Source organism: Mesorhizobium sp. M00.F.Ca.ET.216.01.1.1 (assembly GCF_004010325.2).
Taxonomy (GTDB): Bacteria; Pseudomonadota; Alphaproteobacteria; order Rhizobiales; family Rhizobiaceae; genus Mesorhizobium.
The window spans coordinates 1-315 of record NZ_SADR02000389.1 but is presented as its reverse complement, the minus strand read 5'-3'; the positions used below and the strand labels follow the sequence as shown (position 1 = coordinate 315).

1 pseudogene is annotated in these 315 nt (G+C 61.9%); it reads left to right on the top strand.

Annotated features, from left to right (window positions below):
- A pseudogene (ureC, locus tag EN859_RS36620) lies at positions 1-253 on the top strand (urease subunit alpha); the annotation flags it as partial.
- Between the last annotated feature and the right edge of the window lie 62 nt (positions 254-315).

Below are 315 nucleotides of genomic sequence, written 5' to 3'. Positions count from 1 at the left end.
CAACTCCTCGGTGACCTTCGTCTCCAAAGCCGCCTTCGATGCCGGCCTGCAGGAAAGGCTCGGTGTAGACAAGGCGATGGTCGCGGTCGAGAACACGCGCGGCGGCATCGGCAAGCATTCCATGGTGCTCAACGACGCCACGCCGCATGTCGAGGTCGATCCCGAAACCTATGAGGTTCGCGCCGACGGCGAGCTCTTGACCTGCGAGCCGGCGACTGTGCTGCCGATGGCGCAGAGGTATTTTCTGTTTTGAGGTGAGGCTGGTCCGATTAGCGGGCAAATGTCGTTGCGGCTCGCGCTCGCGGATCGCAATAT